The sequence below is a fragment of the Micromonospora sp. CB01531 genome (assembly GCF_001905095.1).
In the GTDB taxonomy this organism is placed as follows: Bacteria; Actinomycetota; Actinomycetes; order Mycobacteriales; family Micromonosporaceae; genus Micromonospora.
This window is the reverse complement of sequence record NZ_LWLS01000060.1, coordinates 41,606-56,268: the sequence shown is the minus strand read 5'-3', so window position 1 is coordinate 56,268 and position 14,663 is coordinate 41,606. Positions and strand designations below refer to the sequence as shown.

Here is a 14,663-nt window from a genome sequence, read left to right as displayed (position 1 = left end):
GCCACGGCGACCCCCGCCCGGACGAAGAAGGTGCCCGCCACGAAGGCGCCGGCCACGAAGGCCGCACCGAAGAAGGCCACGGCGAAGAAGGTCGCCGCGAAGGCGCCGGCCAAGCGGGCGACGGAGGCGTCGCTGACCCGCACCACCGCCGCGAGCCGGGCCCCGGCGAAGGCGGCGAAGAAGGCCACCACCATGGCGTCGTTCGGCAAACGGAACACGGCGAGCACGCCCGGCCGCAAGACGGTGGGCAGGGCGACTCGCCCGCCGCGCTGACCGGTCGACGAGAATGGCCGGGTGGCGAAGCGCGCTGGCCGCCGGAGCGCGGCCGATCCGATCGAAACCTGTCCGTGCGGCTCCGGTGTGCCGTACGCGGACTGTTGCGGCCCGGTCCACCAGGGCGCGTCGACGGCGGCGACCGCCGAGGCGTTGATGCGCTCCCGGTACAGCGCCTTTGCCGTCGGAGACGCGGACTACCTGCTGCGCAGCTGGCACTCCAGCACCCGTCCGGTTCGGCTGCGGCTGGATCCGGGGCAGCGGTGGACCCGGCTGGAGATCCTCGGCACCGACCGGGGTGGCCTCTTCGACACCACCGGCACAGTCCGGTTCCGCGCCCACTACCGCCAGGCGGGCCGCCCGGGCTCGCTGGACGAGCAGAGCCGTTTCGTCCGGGAGGACGGCCGCTGGGTCTATCTCGACGCGCTGCCCGACTGATCATCGGCGGCGCCGCCCGCTCGCGCCGCCACCCGCCCGGTGTCTCGGCGTCGCCGCCCCGCGCCCCGGGCCGGCGGCGGCCGGTCAGCGGCCGGCGGCCGCCGTGCCCAGCAACGGCAGGCCGAGCCGCTCGATCGCCGCCGTGACCAGTTCGGCGGGTGCTGCCGTCACCTGCAGCACCACCCCGGACTCGTCCGGGTCCAGCTGCTCCAGCGTGGCCCGTTGCGAGTCGAGGAGGCTGGCCGGCATGTAGTGCCCGACCCGCCGGCTCAACCGGTCCCGGATCAGCTCCGCCGTCCCCTCCAGGTGGAGGAACTCCACGTCCGGCGGCCCCTGCCGCAGCACGTCCCGGTAGGCGCGCTTCAGCGCTGAGCAGGCCAGGATGGTGGAGACCCCCTCGGCGTGCCGGTCGGCCATCCAGCCGGCCAGGGCGCGCAGCCAGGGCCAGCGCTGCGCGTCGTCGAGTGGAATGCCGGCCCGCATCTGCGCCACATTGGCCGCCGAGTGGAACTCGTCCGCCTCGGCGAACCGCAGCCCGGTCAGCTCACTGATCCCCCGGGCCACGGTCGTCTTGCCCGCCCCGGACACGCCCATCACCACGATGTGCCGGGTGGGCTGCCGCTCACCAGTCATGGACGGTGCCGTCCTTGAGCCGGTTGTACGGCAGGTACGCGGGCTGGTACGGGAACCGGGCGGCGGCCTCCTCATCGAGCTCCACGCCGAGGCCGGGCTGCTGTCCCGGGTGCAGGTACCCGTCGGCGAAGGTGAACGACTGGCGGAACACCTCGTTCGTGAGCGCCCCGTGCTGCATGTACTCCTGGATGCCGAAGTTGTGGATGGCCAGGTCCAGGTGCAGCGCGGCGGCCATGCCGACCGGCGAGATGTCGGTGGGGCCGTGGATGCCGGACTTGATCTGGTACTGGGCGGCGAAGTCGAGCAGCTTGCGCATGGCCGTGATCCCGCCGGTGTGGGTGACGGCGGACCGGACGTAGTCGATCAGCTGTTCCCGGATCAGGGTCTGGTAGTCCCAGACGGTGTTGAAGATCTCGCCGATGGCCAGCGGGGTGGTGGTGTGCTGGCGGACCAGCCGCAACGCCTCCTGGTTCTCGGCCGGGGTGCAGTCCTCCAGCCAGAACAGGTCGTACGGTTCGAGGGCCTTGCCGAGCTTGGCGGCCTGGATGGGGGTCATCCGGTGGTGCCCGTCGTGCAGCAACGGCAGCTCGGGGCCGAACTCGTTGCGCACCGCCTCGAAGACGCCGGGCAGGTGGCGCAGGTAGGCGCGGGTGTCCCAGTCCTCCTCGGCGGGCAGCGGGGTGCGCTGCGCCGGCTCGTAGTCGTAGCGCTTGCCGTCGGCGCTGGGTTGCGCGGCCACCCCGTAGACGGCGTTGATGCCGGGTACCGAGGTCTGCACCCGGATCGACCGGAAGCCGAGGTCGAGGTGGTGGCGGATCGAGTCGAATAGCTCCGGCAGGTCCCGGCCGGAGGCGTGCCCGTAGGCCATGATGCCGGTCCGGGACGCGCCGCCGAGGAGCTGGTAGAGCGGCATCCCGGCGGCCTTGGCCTTGATGTCCCAGAGGGCGACGTCCACGGCTGCGATGGCGGCCATGGTGACCGGGCCGCGCCGCCAGTAGGCCGACCGGTAGAGGAACTGCCAGGTGTCCTCGATCTGGTGCGGGTCCCGGCCGATCAGCAGGGGGACGACGTGATCGGCCAGGTAGGACGCGACGGAGAGTTCGCGCCCGTTGAGGGTGCCGTCTCCCAGTCCGGTCAGCCCCTCGTCGGTGGTGATCTTGAGGGTGACGAAGTTGCGGTCGGGGCTGGAGACGATGACGTCCGCTGCGACGATCTTCACGCGGGTGCCTTTCTCGGGGTGGATCAGCGAAGGGTGCTGCCGGGCAGCAGGTCGTCCAGGAGGGACAGCTCGTCGCGGCGCGGCAGGGCCTCCCAGTCGCCGTGCCCGGCGACGGCGAAGGCGCCGAGGGTGACCGCGCGGTGCAGCCGCCCGGCCAGGTCGAGTCCGTCCAGGTGGCCGGAGAGGTAGCCGGCGGTGAAGGCGTCCCCCGCGCCGACGGTGTCGACCGCCGTCACGGGCAGCGCCGCCGCGTGCCGGCAGCCGTCCCGGGTGTACGCGCGCGCGCCGTCGCCGCCGAGCTTCACCAGCACGGTCGACACACCCCGGTCCAGCAACCCGGCCACCACGGTCTGCTCGTCGGCGCCCGGCGCGCCGACGAGGTCCAGCTCGTCGGCGGAGGCCACGACGACCGAGACGTGGTCGGCGAGCGGGGCGAGCACCGCCCGGGCGGCGTCCCGGCTCCACAGCTTGGCCCGGTAGTTGACGTCGAGGCAGACCAGTGACCCTGCCCGGGCGGCGCTCTCCGCCGCCCACGTCGTGGCCTCCCGGGCACTGTCGGACAGCGCCGGGGTGATCCCGGTCAGGTGCAGCACCTGCGCCCCGGCAGCCAGGGCGGCCCGCAGGTCGTCGACGCGGAGCGCCGATCCGGCCGACCCGGCCCGCTGGTAGATCACCCGGGTCAGGTCGGCGGTGCGCCGCTCGAGGAACATCAGTCCGGCCGAGCGCTCCGGATCGCGGGTCACGTGCGCCACGTCGACGCACTCGGCACGCAGCTGCCGCAGCAGGAACCCGCCCAGCTCGTCGTCGCTGACCCGGCCGGCGAAGGCCGCGCGGTGCCCGAGCCGGGACACGCCGACGGTCACATTGCACTCCGCTCCGGCGAGGTGCGGCGTGAGCGGGCTGCTGGCGGCGAGCGGCCCGGCTGAGCGCAGCGAGACCAGGGCCTCGCCGAACGTGAGCAGGTCGACGGCGGTCACGATGTGGCAGCCAGGTAGGCGCGGGCCCGCTGCCGCAGGGCGTCGAGGTCGCCGCCGGAGGCCGCGTCGCCGACCAGCGGCCCGCCCACGCCGACGGCGATCGCCCCGGCGGCGAAGTAGCCGGGCAGGTCGGCCAGACCGACCCCGCCGACCGCGACGAACGGGATGTCCGGGAACGGGTCGCGCACCGCCTTCAGGTACGCCGGGCCCCCCACCGACACGGGGAACAGCTTGATCGCCGACGCCCCCATCCGCATCGCGGTGTACGCCTCGGTCGGGGTGAACGCGCCGGCGGCGACGGGAAGGCCGCGCCGCGCCGCCTCGGGGATCGACTCGACCACGGCCGGCGTCACGACGAACTGCGCGCCCGCGGCGGCCACGTCGGCGACGTCGGCGGCGGTGAGCACCGTTCCGGCGCCGACCAGGGACCCGGCGGGCGCGGCCGCGCGCAGCGCCTCGACGGCCGACGCCGCGTTCGGCGTGGTGAGGGCCACCTCGACAATGCGTACGCCCTCTTCCAGCAGGGCGGTGCCGGCGGCGATCGCACCGGCGGTGTCGGTGCCCCGGATGACCGCGAGGATCCGGGCGGCGGTGAGTTCGGCGGTGAGATTGACGGTCATGTGGTCACCATTCCGCGTAGGAGCCGTCGCGGTGCCGCCAGGTGGGGCTGCGCCAGGCGTGGCCGCGCTTGTCGGCCGCCCGCACCGCGTCTTCGTCGATCTCGATGCCGAGGCCGGGTCCCGTGAGCCGCTCGACGTGGCCGTCGACGAAGGTCAGCGGCTTCTTGTCGAGGCAGTAGTCGAGCACCTCGGCGCCGAGGTTGTAGTGGATGCCGATGCTCTGCTCCTGGATCAGGTAGTTCGGCGTGGCGAAGCCGACCTGCAGGCAGGACGCCAGGGCGATCGGGCCGAGCGGGCAGTGCGGCGCGAGCTGTACGTCGTACACCTCGGCCAGCGCGGCGATCTTGCGGACCTCGGTGATGCCACCCGCGTGCGAGAGGTCCGGCTGGGCGACCGCGATGCCGGCCTGGAGCACCGGCAGGAACTCCTGCCGGTTGTAGAGCCGCTCCCCGGTGGACACCGGCGTGGTGGTGGCGCGGACCAACTCGCCGATGAGGTGCGAGTTCTCCGGAACCACCGGCTCCTCAAGGAAGAACGGCCGGAAGGGCTCGAGCAGTGGGGCAACCCGGCGGGCGGTGGCGAGGCTGAACCGGCCGTGGAAGTCGACCGCGACGTCCCGCTGATCACCGAGTACCTCGCGGGCCGCGGCCACCCGCTGGACCACCCCGTCGAGTTCGGCCACCGAGGCCACCGGGCTCATCCGGCCCGAGGCGTTCATCTTCACCGCGGTGAGGCCCGTCTCGACGGCGGCGCTGATCTGGTCGCGGACCTCACTGGGCTCGTCGCCGCCGACCCAGCCGTAAACCCGGATCCGGTCCCGGACCGGGCCGCCGAGCAGCTGGTGCACCGGGGCGCCGTAGTGCTTGCCGGCGATGTCCCACAGCGCCTGGTCGAGGCCGGCCACGGCGCTGGCCAGGATCGGCCCACCGCGGTAGAACGAGCCCTTGGTCATGACCTGCCAGTGGTCCTCGATGCGCAGCGCGTCCTGGCCGATCAGCAGTTCGCTGAGCTGCTCGACGGCGGTGCGGACGGTCTCGGACCGGCCCTCGCAGGTCGCCTCGCCCCAGCCGACGATCCCGTCGGTGGTCTCGACGCGGACGAAGAGCCAGCGGGGGGCGACGAGGAAGGTCTCGATGCGTGCGATGGTGGTCATGCTGCTCAGCCCTTCGTGGCACCGGCGGTGAGGCCGGAGACGATGTACTTCTGCACGAACAGGGCGATCACCATGATCGGCAGGGTGACCACGGCGGCCGCAGCCATCAGGCCGCCCCAGTCGATGCTGGCGTAGCCGACGAAGTCGAAAATCGCCACGGGCAGGGTCTTCGTGTCCGCGCCGGAGAGCACCAGGGCGAACATGAAGTTGTTCCAGGAGAAGATGAAGGACAGAATCCCGGCGGTCGCGATGCCCGGTACGGACAGCGGCAGCGTGATCCGGCGGAACGCGCCGATGTGGGTCAGCCCGTCGACCAGCGCCGCCTCTTCCAGGTCCTCCGGCAGGCTGTCGAAGAAGCCCATCATGATGTAGACGATCAGCGGCAGCGACACGAACATGTGGCTGAGGATCAGCACTGTGAAGCCGCCGACCATCTGCAGGTTCGAGAAGACGTAGTACCAGGGCACCAGGAGCGAGACACCGGGGATGACCCGGGCCATGAGCACGACGAGCGCGGACTTCTTCATGTTGAAGCGGCTCATCGAGTACGCGGCGGGCACCCCGAGGATGAGGGAGAGCACCGTGGCGGCGAATGCCACCCAGAGGCTGTTGCCGATGAACTGGACGTAGTTCGCCTGCTGGAGCACGTTGTGGTAGTTGTCCAGCGTGGGCGAGAAGGAGAACGCCTTGCTGGTGTCGTAGATGTCGACGTTGGTCTTGAACGAGGCGGCGATCATCCAGAGCAGCGGCGCGACCAGCGAGATCACCACGACGGCCAGCGCCAGCGCCTTGAACACCTTGAACGGCTTGCCCGGGTTCATCGCTGCAGCCCCTTCTTGCGGTAGGTCAGAGCCCACATCACCCCGATGATGATCAGGAAGAAGATGATGAGGACCGTCGATGAGACGCCGTAGTCGTTGTAGTCGAAGCTGAGGCCGTACGCGTAGACGTTGAGGGTTTCCACCTCGTGGAACGACCCGCCGCCGCGGCCCTTGGTGGCGTAGAGGATGTCGAAGGTCTTCAGCGCATCGATGCCGCGCAGCAGGATCGCGACGATCACGGTGGGCATCAGCAGCGGCAGGGTGACGTGCCGGAACCGCTGCCAGGTGCTGGCGCCGTCGATGAGGGCCGCCTCCTGGGGCTCGTCGGAGAGCGACGTCAACCCGGCGAGCAGGATCAGCACGACCATCGGGGTCCACTGCCAGATGTCGATGAACATCGTCGTCGGCAGGGCCGAACTCTGGCCGGCCAGCCAGGGCTGGGGGCCGATGCCGACCCAGCTGAGCAGCTGGTTCGCCATCCCGATGTTGGGGTCGAAGATCAGCCGCCACATCATGCCGACCGCGACCGGGGTGGCCACCAGCGGCAGGAGGATGGCGACCCGGACCCACTTCTCACCGCGGAACGGTCGCCACAGCAGCAGGGCGATCGCCATGCCGAGCACGACCTCGACGAGGAGCACGACGCCGGTGAAGAAGACGGTTCGCCACACCGCCGGCCAGAACCGGTCGGTGTCGGTGAGCACGTCCAGATAGTTCTGGAGCCCGATGAACTGGCTCTCGGCGCGTACCGAGCCCTCGGCGTCGGTCAGGCTGAGGTATCCGGTCCACGCCACCGGGAAGATGATCAGCACGGCGACGAATGCCATGGCGGGTGCCGCGAAGAGCCACTTGCGGTGCGCGTTGGCCCAGCGCGACCAGGCCGACTCCGCCGAGGGTGCCGGCCCGGCGTCGGGCGATCTGGTGACGGGTGTGGTGACGGCTGACATGAGGTCTCCGGGTGTTCAGGGCCAGGGTCCCGGCGCGGGGTGGCGGAGCCGGTCAGCCCCGCCACCCCGCGGTCGGACTACTTCGCCTCGTCGTCGAGGAACTTCTGGAACGCCTCGTTCGCCGCGTCCGCCGAGGCGGCCGCGTCCTTGCCGGTGATCGCGTCGACGATCGGCTGGCCGACGATCTCGCGAGCCTGGGCGACCTTCACGACCAGCGGACGGTCGTGGCCGATGCCGTTGGCGGTGCTGACCTTGGTGGCCTCGGCGAGGTCCTTCGGGTAGGTCGCGGTGCCCTCCGGGTTGTCCCAGACGGAGGCCCGGGCGCCGGGGACGCCGGCCTTCTGCTGCGTCAGGGACTGCTCCTTGCCGGCCGCCCATTGGATGAACTTCCAGGCGTTGTCCTTGTTCTTCGACGCGTCGTTGATGCCGAGCGCCCAGGACGGGATGTTGTACGGCTTCGAGCCGGCCGGGCCGGCCGGGAAGGTCGCGAAGCCGACGGTGTCGGAGACCTTCGACTTGGCCGGGTCGGTGGCGTTCTTGTAGAGCGAGTTGGCCTCGGTGTAGAAGGCCGCCTTGCCCTGGGTGAAGATCGCCATCGCCTCCGACCAGCTCATGTCGGTGCTGATGTTCTTCGGGCCGTGGTCGCGGAGCAGCCCGCCGTAGTAGGCGTACGCCTGCTTGGCCTGCTCGGTGTTGACCGAGGCCTTCCCGCTGCCGTCGACGAAGTCGCCGCCGAAGCTGTACAGGAAGCTGGAGAACTGCGTGACGGCGGCCGCCTTGCCGGTGCGGGACACGAAGCCCGCGACTCCGGGGTTGTCGGCCGCGACCTTCGCCGCCTGCGTCTTGAGCTCGTCAAGGGTCTTCGGCGGGGCCGTGAAACCGGACTTCTCCAGCAGGTCCTTACGGTAGTAGAGGACCTCCTGCTCGGTGATGATCGGCACGCCGACGATCTTGTCCTCGTATGTGGTGGCCTGCACCGGACCGGCCTGGAAGTCGCTGAAGTCGAAGGCGCTATCGGACTTGGTCCGATCCGTCAGGTCGGCGAGGTACTTGTTCTTGGCGAACAGCTTCCCCTCCTGCAGCGGCCGGTACATCATCACGTCGAGGTCGCTGGACCCGGCGTTCAGCTTGACGTTGTACTGGTCGGAGAGCTGGTCCTCACCGAGCTGGGTGACCTCGACCTTGAGGCCCGTCTGCTTCTCGAACTCCGGCAGAGCCTTCTTGATGTTCTCCGTCCAGACGTGGTTCACCAGCGTCACGCGCAGGGTTTTCGACCCGCTGCCGCCGTCGGCCCCGCCGCCGCAGGCGGACAGGCCCATGGCGGCGACGACGGCCAGAGAAGTGCCGATTATCGATCGACGTCGCACGCTTATCTCTCCTTCGGTCCCGGTCGCGGCCCCTGATGGGGCGCTACCTCGGGGTTTACATCCGCTTAACGTCGGGATGCTAGGCCGAAAAAGCTGACTTATTCAAGGGGTAGACCCAACTGATATGATCCTTGGCGTGGAACCGTACTCCTCCGGGGGCACCACCGCCCAGCACGCCCCAGCCGAAGCCGGGCTGCACGCACGTGTCCTTGAGCACCTCGGCACCGCCATCTGCGGCGGCGAATTCGCCCCCGGGGCGGTCCTCAACATCGACGATCTGGTGGACCGCTACGAGGTGTCCCGCTCGGTGGTCCGCGAGGTGCTGCGGGTCCTGGCGTCGATCGGGTTCATCGAGACCCGGCGACGGGTCGGGGTGACGATCCGGCCGGCGCACGACTGGAACGTCTTCGACCCGCAGGTGATCCGCTGGCGGCTCGCCTCGGACAGCCGGATCACCCAGCTCCGGTCGATCACCGAGCTGCGCACCGCGATCGAGCCGCACGCCGCCCTGCTGGCCGCCAACCGGGCCGGCCACGACGAGGCGAGCGATCTGGTCGGACTCGCGGCGAAGATGTGGGCCGCCGGCAAGGCCGGCGACGAGGAGCGCTTCCTGCGCCTCGACATCGAGTTCCATCGGCGGGTGCTGCTCGCCTCCGGCAACGAGATGTTCGTCCGGTTGCAGGATCTGGTCGCGGAGGTGCTCACCGGTCGACACAAGCACCACCTGATGCCACACCACCCGCACGAGCAGGCGCTGCAGCTGCACGCCGAGGTCGCTCAGGCGATCCAGCGGCACGACGGCGAGCGTGCCCGGGAGGCGATGGTGCAGCTCATGGAACAGGCCTTCGACGAGATGAAGTCGATCTGGGAGCAGACCGCCGAACCGGCCCGGTGAGCTGACCTCCCCCACCCGGGCGTTCGGAGGCGTATGCTGGCCCCGGCGTAGTCCTGCGCCTCACCTCCTTCCCCGGTGCTCACGCCGCCGGCCTCGCGGAGGCAAAGGGGATCTTGCGTTCTCGGGGCGCGGTGCCGCTTGGCCCACCTCGACACGCCACATGCACTCCAGTGCGGCGAGGTCGACGGGAGCGTGAGTCCCTGCGACCGTGCCGCCGACGGGAGCATGTGATGACGACTCAGAAGTCGTTCAAGACCCGGGTGCGGGCCCGGATGGCGAAGACCGGCGAGAGCTACACGACCGCCCGTCGCCAGCTGCTCGCCAAGGCCACCACCGACGCCCCGACCGCCGGCACGCCCGACCCCGTTCCGGCCGCCGCTGGCGGCCGGGGGCAGCGGGACCGGGTCTCGGATGCTGTGTTGCGCGAGCGGACCGGACGCGCCTGGGATGACTGGTTCCGGCTGCTCGACGAGTGGGGCGCCGCCGAGCGCGGCCACACCGAGATCGCGCGCTGGCTGGTCACGACGCACGACGTGCCCGGCTGGTGGGCGCAGACGGTCACCGTCGGGTACGAGCAGGCGCGCGGGCTGCGCGAGCCGGGGCAGCGCCGAGGCGGCGGCTTCGAGGCCACCGGCAGCCGGACCGTGGCGGTGCCGGTGGCGGTGCTGTTCGCCGCGTTCGCCGACGAGGCCGTACGCCGGCGGTGGCTGCCGGACGTGCCGGTCCGGGTCCGTACCGCCACCGCGCCGAGGACCTTCCGGGCGGACTGGGCCGGCGGGCCCACCCGGATCGCCGTCGGCTTCACCCCGGCGGGCGAGGCAAAGGCGCGAGTGGCCGTCCTGCACGAGAAGCTGGCCGACGCCGACGAGGCGGACCGGCTCCGGGCGTACTGGCGAGACCGGCTGGCCGCCCTCAAGCAACTCCTGGAGTCGCCGGAGGAGACCCGATGAGCAGCGGAACGTTCGTCAACCTGCCGGTACGCGACCTCGACCGGGCGGTCGAGTTCTTCACCGCCCTCGGCTTCACCGCCGGGCCCCGGCAGCCCGGCGGGGAGAGCGCCCAGCTCACCCTCGGCGGCAGCACCCACCTGATCCTGCACACCCCGACGGCCTTCGCCGCGTTCGCCGGCACCGCGGTGTGCGACACCGCGACCAGCCGGGAGGTCATCGTCGGCCTCGGCGTCGACCGGCGGGAACGGGTCGACGAGCTGGTCGACCTGGCCGCCGTCGCGGGCGGGCAGTCGCTGGGCCCGGGCCAGGACCTCGGATTCATGTACATGCGCGGGTTCCGGGACCTCGACGGCCACCAGTGGTCGTTCCTGTACCTGCCCGGCTGACCGGATGGTCCCGGCGGTCCACGGGCGACCGCCGGGACCACAGTGATGCCTGCCCCGGCCGCGTCCTGGGACATCGTCGCTGGGGGTTCGTCCGCCCCGGCTGGCCGCCCGACCCGGGCGGTCAGCGCCCGCGGGGCACCGGCTGGGCCAGGCCCCGGATGTCCGCCGGCAGTTGCGACAGCGCGTTCGTGAATTCCTGGTGCCCGACCACGGGGTCCAGGGTCCGCAGGACGGCCCGGGCGCCCCGCTCGGCGACCGCACGTTCCACTCCCGCGCGCTCCGCCACCCGGCGCAGGAACTCGTCGTACCCGAATGCCTCCGGCTCCTCGGGGCGGGCCCGGGCCAGCAGCGGACGCAGCTGGTGCGCCACGTGGTCGGCCAGGTCGGCCGCCTCGCCGCCGCTGATCCGCTCCGCGAGGGTACGCAGGGTGGCCTCGGTCAGCGCCCGCGCCGTCTCCGCCGGGACCCCGGCCCCCGCCGCCACCTTCTCGACGAACTCCAGCTCAGCCATGCCCCGTCCTTCCCGTCCCGGAGACCGGGTGGCTACCCGCCGCCGCCTGCCACAAACGACGGCGGTCCGGCCACCGGGCGAAAGGCCGGAAACCGGCGTTGCCCGGCGGCGGCGTTGGCCATGATCGAGGCGTGGGTGCCAGGATGCCGAAGCTCGTGCCGCCGATGCTCGCCTCCAGCGGCGCGCTGCCCACCGGGTCGGGTTGGGGCTACGAGTTCAAGTGGGACGGCGTCCGCGCGATCGCCTACGTCGACGGCGGGTTCCGGCTGCTCAGCCGCAACGACCGGGACGTCACCCGGGCGTATCCGGAGCTGGGCGAGCTGGCGCGGCTGCTGGCGGGGCGGCGGGCGGTGCTCGACGGGGAGATCGTGGCGCTCGACGGCCAGGGGCGGCCCAGCTTCTCGGCGTTGCAGCACCGGATGCACGTCCGGGCGCCGGCCGCCGCGCTGGTCGAGGCGACCCCGGTGCGGCTGTACCTGTTCGACCTCCTGCACCTGGACGGGCGGGACCTCACCGCGCTGCCGTACACCGAGCGTCGCGCGACGCTGGAGGAGCTGGGCGTCAGCGGCGAGAGCGTCGACACGCCGCCGTACTGGACCGGCGAGGCCGGCCGGGACCTGGCCACGGCGGCGGCCGAACTCGGCCTGGAGGGGGTCGTCGCCAAGCAGCTGGGTGCGCCGTACCAGCCCGGCCGCCGGGCACCGGCGTGGGTCAAGGTGCCGCTCAACGACACGGTCGAGGTGATCGTCGGTGGCTGGAAGCCGGGGTCCGGCCGGCGGGCCGGCACCATCGGTTCGCTGCTGCTCGGCATGTACGACGCGGACGACAAGCTGATCTACATCGGTCACGTCGGCACCGGCTTCACCCAGACCGTGCTGCGCGACCTGCAGCGGCGCCTGAAGCCGCTGGGCCGGCCGGACTCGCCGTTCGACTCCCCGGTGCCGCGCGAGCACGCCCGCCACGCCGTCTGGGTCGACCCGGCCCTGGTCGGTGACGTCACCTTCCGGTCCTGGACCCCGGACCGGCGGCTGCGGCACCCGTCCTGGAAGGGGCTGCGCAGCGATCGCGAGCCGGCTGAGATCCGGCTGCAGGGGTGACCCCGCGACCGCCCTAGGTGCCGACCCGGCGGGTTTCGAACCGGTTGACCGATGGTCCGGTCAGCTGCCAGAACTCCTGCGGCAACTGGTCGACGACGTCCCCGTACTCCTTGGCGCTGATCTTCTCCCGCAGGGTGTCCAGCACGGCGCGCGCACCGTCGGTGGCCTCCTGCCGACCGACCGCGGCCCGGTTCTGCACCCGCTCGAGGAACTCCGTCAGCCCGAACGGTTCGGGGTGCTCGTCGGGCTTGTCGACACACGACCGCAGTTCCTCGGGAAGCTGGGTGGCGAGGTCCCGCGCCTGCCCGCCGGTGATCCGTTCCGCCAGCGTCACGAGCGTGGCGCGGGTGATCGGCTCGGCCTGCGCCGGTGCCGCCAGCGGTTTCGCCGCCACCGACTGGATGAACTCGGTGTAGTTCACCTGGATCCCCCTCTCGGACCGGACCTGCGGGTACCCGCGCCTGCGGGGGTGAAACGACTCGGGTGCCCTCACCCGAGGGCGCGGGCCGCCGAGACGATGGCGGTCACCCCGATCCCTGCCTGGTCCATCAGCTGGGTCGACGTGCCGGAGGTGGGCAGCCCGCGTACCGCCAGGTGGGTCACCCGCACCGGCTCGGCGAGGTCGGCCAGCGACTCCAGCACGGCCGACCCCAGCCCGCCCTCCGGGTAGTGGTCCTCGACCACCACCAGCCGGCCGCCGGTGTCCCGCACCGCGTCGAGCAGCCGCTGCCGGTCCAGCGGCTTGACCGAGTAGAGGTCGATGACCCGCGCGTCGATCCCCTCGCGTGCCAGCTCGTCGGCGGCGGCGAGGCAGTTGTGCACGGTCACCCCGGCGCCGATCAGCGCGACGTCGTCACCGGGGCGGAGCAGCTTGCTGCCCCCGATGGGGAACGCGTCGCCGTTGTCGTAGAGGACCGGGTACTTGCCCCGGGTGGTGCGCAGGTAGCTGACGCCCTTCCGGTCGGCCAGCTGCGCGACGAGGGCGGCGCAGGACACGGCGTCGCTGGGATAGAGGACGGTCGAGCCCTGGACGGCGCGCAGCGCGGCCAGGTCCTCCAGCCCCATCTGCGAGGGCCCGTCCGCCCCGATCTCCACCCCGGCGTGCGAGCCAGACAGGGCGATGTCGGCCCGGGAGATGGCGGCCATGCGGATGAAGTCGTAGGCACGGGAGAGGAACGCCGCGAAGGTCGCGGCGAACGGCCGGTAGCCACGCACCTGCAGGCCGACCGCGGCGGCCACGAGTTGCTGTTCGGAGATGAACATCTCGAAGAACCGGTCCGGGTACGCCTCGCCGAACTTGTCGGACCGCGTGGAGTCGCTCACCTCGCCGTCCAAGGCGACCACGTCCGGCCGGGAGCCCAGCGCGCGCAGCGCCTCACCGTACGCGTTCCGGGTGGCCACCTTCGCCCCCTTGTCGTACCGGGGCAGCTCGGGCGGTTTGGCTTCAGGCTTCGCGGCGGGCTTGGCGGGCTCGGGCTTCGGGCCGGCGACCCGGATCTGCCGGACGCCGCCGAGCGCCTGGACGGCCCGTTCGGCCATGTCGGGTTTCAGGGGTTTGCCGTGCCAGCCCGGCTTGTTCTCGACCTCGGCCACCCCCTTGCCCTTGACCGTGCGGGCGAGCACCACCGTCGGCCCGGTCGCCTGCCGGGCGCGGCTGAACGTCGCGTCGATCGCCGCCAGGTCGTGGCCGTCGACGACCAGGGGATGGCAGCCGAACGCCTCGACCCGCCGCCGGTAGGTGTCCAGGTCCCATTCCAGCTCGGTCGGCCCCCGCTGCCCGAACCGGTTCACGTCCACGATCGCGGTGAGGTTGCGCAGCCCGTAGTGCCCGGCCTTGTCCAGGGCCTCCCAGATGGAGCCCTCGGCGGTCTCGCTGTCGCCGCAGAGCACCCAGACGTGGTACGGCAGCTGGTCGAGGTACTGGCCGGCCAGCGCGATGCCGACGCCGACCGGCAGCCCCTGGCCGAGCGAGCCGGTGGCGACGTCCACCCAGGGCAGCGCCGGGGTGGGGTGGCCCTGCAGGCGCGATCCGAGCTGGCGGTAGGTGTCCATCAGTTCCTGGTCGCTGATCGCGCCGGTCGCCTTGAGGACCGCGTACAGCAGGGGGGAGGCGTGGCCCTTGGAGAAGATCAGGTGGTCGTTGTTGCGGTTGCGGGCGTTCAGCCAGTCGTAGTGCAGGTGCCGGGAGATCAGGACCGCCATCAGGTCGGCGGCCGACAGGCTGGAGGTGGGGTGCCCGGAGCCGGCCTGGGTGCTGCAGCGGATCGAGTCCACCCGTAGCTGGGCGGCGAGTTCATCCAGCTGGCTGATCTCCTCTGCGCGCAGGGTGCGCTCTGCTTCCATGGTCACCGGTATCGCCTCCCGAGGTCCGCCCTG

At 71.6% G+C, this 14,663-nt stretch carries 16 protein-coding genes; 5 read left to right on the top strand and 11 right to left on the bottom strand.

Annotation, left to right across the window (positions count from 1 at the left end):
* Positions 1-294: 294 nt before the first annotated feature.
* On the top strand, positions 295-711 hold the full coding sequence (locus tag A6A27_RS11380) for a YchJ family protein (protein ID WP_073834544.1): 417 nt from the start codon (positions 295-297) through the stop codon (positions 709-711).
* A gap of 84 nt (positions 712-795) precedes the next feature.
* Here the strand turns inward: A6A27_RS11380 and A6A27_RS11375 are convergent, their stop codons facing one another.
* The 8 genes from A6A27_RS11375 to A6A27_RS11340 form a co-directional block, all read right to left on the bottom strand.
* A complete protein-coding gene (locus A6A27_RS11375; protein WP_073834543.1) occupies positions 796-1,344 on the bottom strand; it encodes a gluconokinase in 549 nt (182 codons plus the stop codon).
* Positions 1,334-2,563, bottom strand: coding sequence for a D-mannonate dehydratase ManD (gene manD, locus A6A27_RS11370; protein WP_073834542.1), 1,230 nt, complete (start codon positions 2,561-2,563; stop codon positions 1,334-1,336). The genes A6A27_RS11375 and manD overlap by 11 nt, the downstream gene beginning before the upstream one ends.
* A gap of 23 nt (positions 2,564-2,586) precedes the next feature.
* Positions 2,587-3,540, bottom strand: coding sequence for a sugar kinase (locus A6A27_RS11365; RefSeq protein ID WP_241825230.1), 954 nt, complete (start codon positions 3,538-3,540; stop codon positions 2,587-2,589).
* The gene (locus tag A6A27_RS11360) at positions 3,537-4,160 is read right to left on the bottom strand and encodes a bifunctional 4-hydroxy-2-oxoglutarate aldolase/2-dehydro-3-deoxy-phosphogluconate aldolase (protein WP_073834540.1); all 624 of its coding nucleotides are present in this window, start codon (positions 4,158-4,160) and stop codon (positions 3,537-3,539) included. The genes A6A27_RS11365 and A6A27_RS11360 overlap by 4 nt, the downstream gene beginning before the upstream one ends.
* 4 nt (positions 4,161-4,164) lie before the next feature.
* Positions 4,165-5,313 carry a galactonate dehydratase gene (dgoD, locus tag A6A27_RS11355; RefSeq protein ID WP_073834539.1) on the bottom strand — a complete coding sequence of 383 codons (1,149 nt, stop codon included), beginning with the start codon at positions 5,311-5,313 and terminating at the stop codon, positions 4,165-4,167.
* A gap of 5 nt (positions 5,314-5,318) precedes the next feature.
* Entirely contained in the window at positions 5,319-6,134 is an 816-nt protein-coding gene (locus A6A27_RS11350) for a carbohydrate ABC transporter permease (RefSeq protein WP_073834538.1), read from the bottom strand.
* Positions 6,131-7,081: a carbohydrate ABC transporter permease gene (locus A6A27_RS11345; RefSeq protein ID WP_198940269.1), complete on the bottom strand. Its 951-nt coding sequence runs from the start codon at positions 7,079-7,081 to the stop codon at positions 6,131-6,133. The genes A6A27_RS11350 and A6A27_RS11345 overlap by 4 nt, the downstream gene beginning before the upstream one ends.
* A gap of 77 nt (positions 7,082-7,158) precedes the next feature.
* The gene (locus A6A27_RS11340) at positions 7,159-8,448 is read right to left on the bottom strand and encodes an ABC transporter substrate-binding protein (RefSeq protein ID WP_073834537.1); all 1,290 of its coding nucleotides are present in this window, start codon (positions 8,446-8,448) and stop codon (positions 7,159-7,161) included.
* A 136-nt stretch (positions 8,449-8,584) separates the two neighbouring features.
* On the opposite strand from A6A27_RS11340, the gene A6A27_RS11335 reads away from it, so the two are divergent.
* From A6A27_RS11335 to A6A27_RS11325, 3 genes are all read left to right on the top strand, one after another.
* Positions 8,585-9,343, top strand: coding sequence for a FadR/GntR family transcriptional regulator (locus tag A6A27_RS11335; RefSeq protein ID WP_241825229.1), 759 nt, complete (start codon positions 8,585-8,587; stop codon positions 9,341-9,343).
* 230 nt (positions 9,344-9,573) lie between these two features.
* Positions 9,574-10,293, top strand: coding sequence for a hypothetical protein (locus A6A27_RS11330; RefSeq protein ID WP_073834536.1), 720 nt, complete (start codon positions 9,574-9,576; stop codon positions 10,291-10,293).
* A complete protein-coding gene (locus A6A27_RS11325; protein ID WP_073834535.1) occupies positions 10,290-10,679 on the top strand; it encodes a VOC family protein in 390 nt (129 codons plus the stop codon). Before A6A27_RS11330 ends, A6A27_RS11325 begins: the two co-directional genes overlap by 4 nt.
* 121 nt (positions 10,680-10,800) lie before the next feature.
* Here the strand turns inward: A6A27_RS11325 and A6A27_RS11320 are convergent, their stop codons facing one another.
* Complete coding sequence (locus A6A27_RS11320) at positions 10,801-11,190, bottom strand: DUF2267 domain-containing protein (RefSeq protein ID WP_073834534.1); 390 nt, start codon at positions 11,188-11,190, stop codon at positions 10,801-10,803.
* A 131-nt stretch (positions 11,191-11,321) separates the two neighbouring features.
* Here A6A27_RS11320 and ligD point away from each other — a divergent pair, with 131 nt between their 5' ends.
* Entirely contained in the window at positions 11,322-12,287 is a 966-nt protein-coding gene (gene ligD, locus A6A27_RS11315; RefSeq protein ID WP_241825228.1) for a non-homologous end-joining DNA ligase, read from the top strand.
* A gap of 13 nt (positions 12,288-12,300) precedes the next feature.
* Here the strand turns inward: ligD and A6A27_RS11310 are convergent, their stop codons facing one another.
* On the bottom strand, positions 12,301-12,708 hold the full coding sequence (locus A6A27_RS11310; protein ID WP_073834533.1) for a DUF2267 domain-containing protein: 408 nt from the start codon (positions 12,706-12,708) through the stop codon (positions 12,301-12,303).
* Positions 12,709-12,776: 68 nt separating this feature from the next.
* Positions 12,777-14,630, bottom strand: a complete 1,854-nt coding sequence (locus tag A6A27_RS11305; RefSeq protein WP_073834616.1) for a transketolase — start codon at positions 14,628-14,630, stop codon at positions 12,777-12,779.
* Positions 14,631-14,663: the final 33 nt, after the last annotated feature.